The following is a 6298-nucleotide window of genomic DNA, read 5'->3' on the forward strand; positions in this document are numbered from 1 at the left end:
ATGAAAATAGGCCGCTGAATCACCAGCGGCTTTTTTATTTCTTCCGGAAAAACAGCCTTATGGGCACTCCTTTAAAATCGAAATTGGAACGTAACTGGTTTTCCAGGTAGTTTTTGTAAGGTTGCTTTATATCATCAGGAAAGTTGCAGAAAAACGCGAAGGAAGGCACATGCGTTGGCAACTGTGTTACATATTTTATCTTAATAGAATGGCCCCTTACTACAGGCGCATGGTAATTTTCCACCGCTTTAAGCATTACATCATTTAGTTTGCTGGTAGATATCTTTCGGGTTTTGTTTTCATGTACCTCAAGTGCAGATTCGATGGCCCGGAATATCCTTGTTTTGTCTTTGGCCGAAATAAAAATAACCGGTATATCATTAAACGGCGCCAGGCGCTGTTTCAATTCCTTTTCATAATCGCGGGCCGTATTGGTTTCCTTTTCGGCAAGGTCCCATTTGTTTACCAGCACCACAATACCCTTTCCTTTACGGGCGGCAAGAGAATAAATATTGATGTCCTGCGCTGTTATGCCCTTTTCGGCATCCAGTACCAACAGGCATACATCTGCTTCATCCATGGCTTTTATAGCACGTATAACAGAGTAGAATTCCAGGTCGTCTTTCTCTTTGTTTTTCTTTCTTATCCCGGCAGTATCAATCAGGATAAATTCTTTCTGGTACATCTTGTAATGCGTGTGAATGGTATCCCGGGTGGTGCCGGCTATATCGCTTACAATAGTACGTTCCTGGCCAATTAACGCGTTAAGCAGGGATGATTTGCCCACATTGGGCTGGCCGATAATGGCAAATTTTGGCAATTCATTTTCCGTGGATGTTTCATCAGATTTTTCCTCGGTTATCAGCTCAGTTACAGCATCCAGCAATTCGCCGGTGCCGCTGCCGCTCATGCTGCTCAAAAAGAAAATATTGTCGAAGCCCAGGCTGTAAAATTCCGATGCTTCCAGCAGCCGGTTATTGTTATCTACTTTATTCACCACCAGGAAAACAGGTTTCGTAGCCCGGCGCAGCATATCAGCCATGGCTTCATCCAGTTCTGTAATCCCAACTGCCGCGTCTGTCATAAAAACGATAGCGTCTGCTTCGTCAATAGCTATTTTAACCTGCTTGCGTATTTCCGTTTCAAAAATATCTTCACTATCAGGCACAAAACCCCCGGTGTCAATCACATTAAACACTTTGCCATTCCAGTCGGCAACGCCATACTGCCTGTCGCGGGTAACCCCGCTCACATCATCTACAATTGCTTTCCGCTGCTCCAGCATGCGGTTAAAAAAAGTGCTTTTCCCCACATTGGGCCTGCCGGTAATGGCCAAAGTAAAACTCATATAACCTTTATTGAAGCTGCGAAAGTAGTCTATTTCAGCTAAGCGGCCTTTTAGTGGGGCTTTCAGCTTATCGCCTTCTTCCATAAAGGTTCATCCATTCCGTATAAATGCACTTTTTAATCATTGGGACAGCATACAATAACTACTTCTGGAATTTTGCATAATCACTGCATTTAAGAGTAGTAAAAATACTATCTTTAATATCTCGTACCCAAGCAGTCACAATGAAGTCATCAGAATTTCACCGTATCATCAGGAAAAACGGATGGCGCTTTCTGAAAGCAGAAGGCAGTCATTATATCTATGAGAAAAATGGAAAAACATACCCAGTACCTTATCATGGAGCAAAAGAAATCGGCGAAGGGTTGAGGAAGAAGATTATGAAGGAATTATGCCTTAAGTAATATTAAACTGAAAAAAATGAAACAGGTTAAAATAGTTATTGAAAAAACCAAGGATAATTATGATGCTTATGCAGAAAATGTGGAAGGCGTTTATGGGGGCGGCATTACCGCCGAAGAAGCCAAAGAATCAATTCTTAACGCCATCAGGTTACTAAAAAAATATAACCCGGACAAACAGGTACCGCCTATACTGAAAGGGGAATATGAGCTGGTTTTTAAGTTTGATACCGTAAGCCTTTTAAACTATTACAAAGGCATTTTTACCCATGCTTCACTTGAGCGGATAACAGGTATCAATCAAAAACAACTGCAACATTATTCATCCGGGCTAAAAAAACCAAGGGTTGCCCAGGCCCGGAAAATTGAAAAAGCATTGCATAAGCTAGGCAGTGAACTTTTGGCTGTGGAGTTATAGGGTTTAAAGTGAAAGGACATTCATAGCCGTGAATTCGGGTGAGGGATTGAAGCGGATACCCCGGTGAAGGTTTTGTGCTGCTGGCCTGTGCCGGAGTATGAGCGGAAAGCCCGGCCCCTTGCGTAGCTTGGGGACACCCCCAAAACAAGTACGATTTACGAAGTACTTAATTATGTTAGATGTTTAATGTGGGGTGTATGATGTGAGTGTCATGTAAATTAAGTACCTGGCGCACCTCTAAAAATTCATCAGACCAAATAGCTGTATTTAAAACTGTAAACACAAGCCCTACTTTATTATTTCCGTTGGTTTAGCGTATCAAAACAGAAGTTCCTTTATAAAAAAGCTTTTCCCCGGTATCCCGGTGTGTGTAGGTAAGCATCCAGGCATACACGCCTGGCGGTTGCAGGGTGCCTTTGTAGGTGCCGTTCCATTTTTGTGTCCAGTCCTGGGTAAAATAAACAAGCTGTCCCAGCCGGTTGAAAACCCTGAACTCCAGGTTAGTGGCCTTATATGCATTCAGCGGGTACAGGTAGTCATTCAGCCCGTCGTTATTAGGCGTAAAGGCAGAGGGCACAGCAATAATACAGTTGTTTAGTACCCGTATGCTAACAGATGCAGTGTCTGTACAATTGTACTCATCTGTAACAGTTAGCTTAACAGCATAATACTTCTGCCTGGTTAAAGGTGGCACAAACCTTTTTTCCGGCGGATCCTTCAGAGCGCTGGTATTACCATCTCCAAAATCCCATGCATAGACTGCATTTTTAGCTACTGAAGTGTTGATAAATATAGCCACATCTTCGGGGCATACATCCTGCGGTTGTGCGGTAAAAGAGGCCAGCAGGGTATTATCCAGCAATATGGAAGCAGCAGCGGTATCGCTGCAAACGCCGTTGCTTACGGCAAGCTGCACTGTTTTTGTTCCAAACACGTTGTAGTACATAACCGTACTTTGGTGGTTTGATTGCTGGCTGCCGTCAAACGTCCATAGCCAGTTATTTACACCGTTGTTGCCATTGTGTGTATAGGCAACTGTATCTGTATTGCAGCCATAAAAAACGTGGTAGTCAAACCCGGCATTTACCGTATCGGAAGCATTGAAATTTACGGTTTCGCCGGCAGGTGTTTCCATGCGGCATTCATCGAAAATGGTATTGCCATCTGTACCGGTTTGCAGTGTTACCGTATATGCCCCGGCATTTACAATTGGCCGGGACAGTTGTAGCTGAATAACAGTGCCTAAACCACCGGTACATACACCTGCGGCAGATACAACTGTAACCGGAACCGGCCCGGTAACCCTGAAATCACTGCCATTGGCGGCTATCGTGCTGCAGCGGATGTTATTAAGAAATACCAGCTCAAGCATATCCGGTGCGCAACCTACAGGTTTAATACTGTCCATAGGCGTTGGCTGTATGGGGTATACTGTTACCGGTACATTGGCGCCAACGTCAATGGCCCTGTCGCAGTTATCCAGTAAAGTATTCCTGTCCCGGCCGTTTTTCATGGATATGGTATAGTTACCGGGGGCTATAGGCCCATCCAGCAAAAGTTCAACAGAGTCCATATCAAAACCATTACTGCAATTAATACCAACAGCGCTTACTATTCTCCCAACAGAGGGTGTTACCTGAAAATCGCTGCCATCCGGTGCCAGGGTAGAGCATTTCATTTCCTTGTTAAGCTTAATGCGCATAACGGAACCACCGCAGGCCGCTGATGCATGCAGCAGGCCGGGCAAAGAGGGGTCTGTAATACTGGCGTTACCACCTTCAAAAGACAGGTCGTAACCGCTTTGCGAGTCAGTATAATGGCTTACCATCAAGAGGTACTCATGCCCTTCCTTCAATACCGGCATTTGGGCAAAGGTATTGGCGCCGGCGCCAGGGTCTGACGCACACTGAATATGGGCAACACCAACAGATGCGGCACCGGTTTTACCCGAACTGCCAGACCAGTTGCCGGTTACCACCAGCGACACATCGGTAAAAACATCATCGGGGTTGTGGCCGGTAATATCAAATAGCTGCCAGTCGTAATCATCGCCCAGGTCGTTAGGCGTAATCACAAATCCTAAAGTGCCTTCAGTGTAGCAGGTAAATTTATACCAGTAGGGGTTTTTATCTCCGTAACCGGCGCCATCGCCGGAGCAGCCTGGTACATTAATATTTTTAGATCCGCAAATGGGTACCTCGTGCTGTGCAAAACTGGTGGTTCCGCAAACGGGGAAAGCCGTTGAAGGGGTTTGGCCAAGCTCTGTGCATGGTTGCGCCAAAAGACCGCCGGAAAAACAGCAGAAGAAAAGCAGTACAGTAAAAAATCTGGGTCTCACAAACATACTTGACAAAAGACCCCTAAAAATAGCGGAATGTTGCCGGATGTAAATTTTTTCTGCGGGAATTACACAGGCGGCGCAACATTTCTTTTTTTGCCACTTGGCAATATTGCTGCTATTGGGCAGTGGTTGTGTCACTCCTATGTAAAGGAATACGCTGCCTGCCATCCTGAAAAAGGTTGCAAAACAAGGTTAATATGTTGTGTTTTTTTAAGTCATTGGAAAAAAGATTTTTATCACAGGTGGTGAAACTCCTATCAGCAGTCGGCACATGGCCGCTGCAAATCTTTATTAATCCCATAAAGTAAAAGTATAAGGCTGCAGACTCACTTGAGCAGTATGTTGCAACTGCAGGACACAAAAAGCAGTCCTTATAACTGTTTGATATTACCTTTCTGTGATATGAATAATACTGTTTGCTTCAAAATTAGATTTTTAAGTTTGTGCACCGGCCTGAACAGGAAGCGGGCTCTGCCGGAGGACAACCTGCCAGCGATAGGGCCTGTGCTTATACGATAGTATAGAGGGGGCCGTCATGGCGGCTCCTTTTGTATTACTATCGGTAAGCCGGATGGCTTAAAAAAACTCATTTCTGTTCCCGTTACTTTACCACACCTTTTTGATAAGGCACACCGCTTATCAAAACAGCCCTTATCCTGCGCAGCAGTTTACGGGCAATACGGATAATGGCCTGGTTGCCTTTCATTCTTTTGGTTAATGCCTGATAACAATCCATTAAAGCCGGATCTATCCTTATGGCCTGCCAGGCAGCTTCTATCAGCAGGCTGCGCAATTGTTTGTGGCGCCGGGTGGTAATACCGGTATCTTTTTCCTTATCGCCGCTGCTGTCCGTATCAGGACAGAAACCTATTAAATCATTCAATGCGTCAAATCCTTTGAACCGGTTGATATCGCCCACTTCCAGCAAAAACCACAGGGCTGTTGTAGGGCCTACTCCCGGAACACTCAACAGCAGGCTGGTATTTTGCTGGTACCGGCTTTTTTTCAGTTCCCGCAATTTACCTTCCGTTTTTAACAGCAACTGGCGCAGCAACCTGATTTGTTCCAACATCAGCACTAAAGTGCTTTTCAGCCGTTCGTCTTTTTGAGCTTCCTGTTCCACCCATTCCAGAAAATTATGGCTCCAGTTGGTCTTTTCATATTTAGCCGGCAGTTGGATGCCCTGGTATTTCAATATGCTTTTCAACCGGTTCCTGCTCCTGTTTAGATCCCCTACCAGTTTCTTGCGGAATCTTATCAGGTTGCGGTCTTTTTGAATATCCTCCCCCGGTACATGGATGGCCTTAAGCTCACCGGCTGCATGGTTGCGGGCCAGCTTTAAGGCATCCACCTTATCGGTCTTCCTTTTCTTCTCCTTATCACTGGTGGATACATCGGCAGCATGAACCACGATGCACTCCATTCCTGCGGACTGCAGTGAACGCTGAAGGGTGAAACCCCAGGCCGAACTTTCATACACACACTTAAATGTGGCCCCCGGATAGTGGCTATTCAGGTGTTTAATAAGGTCTTCACTGTTGCTGCCCATACGGTGATTACCCAGGCAAATCCCATTTAATAATTTGGCAACCTGGTAATCTTTTTGATGTACATCTATTCCTACATAGATGATTTTGCCGCTGAAATCAATCAGGCTTCTACCTTTGTCCAAGGTTTCGGTTGTGGCTGAAGTTTGCTGTTTCATATTTGTTTTTTTTAGCAAAATTCTTCTTTGCAGCCTAATTTTAGGACTGCCGCTGCACCGAAACCTTTTACATATAGACTCACTT

5 protein-coding genes are annotated in these 6298 nt (G+C 45.0%); 2 read left to right on the top strand and 3 right to left on the bottom strand.

The window, feature by feature from the left end:
* Positions 1–34: 34 nt before the first annotated feature.
* Positions 35–1348, bottom strand: a complete 1314-nt coding sequence (der, locus tag F0364_RS23460; RefSeq protein WP_153800260.1) for a ribosome biogenesis GTPase Der — start codon at positions 1346–1348, stop codon at positions 35–37.
* A gap of 224 nt (positions 1349–1572) precedes the next feature.
* Between der and F0364_RS23465 the strand changes: the two genes are divergently transcribed.
* Together F0364_RS23465 and F0364_RS23470 are read left to right on the top strand one after the other, a co-directional pair.
* A complete protein-coding gene (locus F0364_RS23465) occupies positions 1573–1752 on the top strand; it encodes a type II toxin-antitoxin system HicA family toxin (RefSeq protein WP_153800261.1) in 180 nt (59 codons plus the stop codon).
* A 16-nt stretch (positions 1753–1768) separates the two neighbouring features.
* Positions 1769–2167, top strand: coding sequence for a type II toxin-antitoxin system HicB family antitoxin (locus F0364_RS23470; protein WP_153800262.1), 399 nt, complete (start codon positions 1769–1771; stop codon positions 2165–2167).
* A gap of 310 nt (positions 2168–2477) precedes the next feature.
* Here the strand turns inward: F0364_RS23470 and F0364_RS23475 are convergent, their stop codons facing one another.
* Together F0364_RS23475 and F0364_RS23480 are read right to left on the bottom strand one after the other, a co-directional pair.
* Positions 2478–4511, bottom strand: coding sequence for a T9SS type B sorting domain-containing protein (locus tag F0364_RS23475; protein WP_153800263.1), 2034 nt, complete (start codon positions 4509–4511; stop codon positions 2478–2480).
* 598 nt (positions 4512–5109) lie between these two features.
* The gene (locus F0364_RS23480; RefSeq protein ID WP_153795953.1) at positions 5110–6213 is read right to left on the bottom strand and encodes an IS110 family RNA-guided transposase; all 1104 of its coding nucleotides are present in this window, start codon (positions 6211–6213) and stop codon (positions 5110–5112) included.
* Between the last annotated feature and the right edge of the window lie 85 nt (positions 6214–6298).

This window comes from Foetidibacter luteolus, from assembly GCF_009650435.1.
Lineage (GTDB): Bacteria > Bacteroidota > Bacteroidia > Chitinophagales > Chitinophagaceae > Foetidibacter > Foetidibacter luteolus.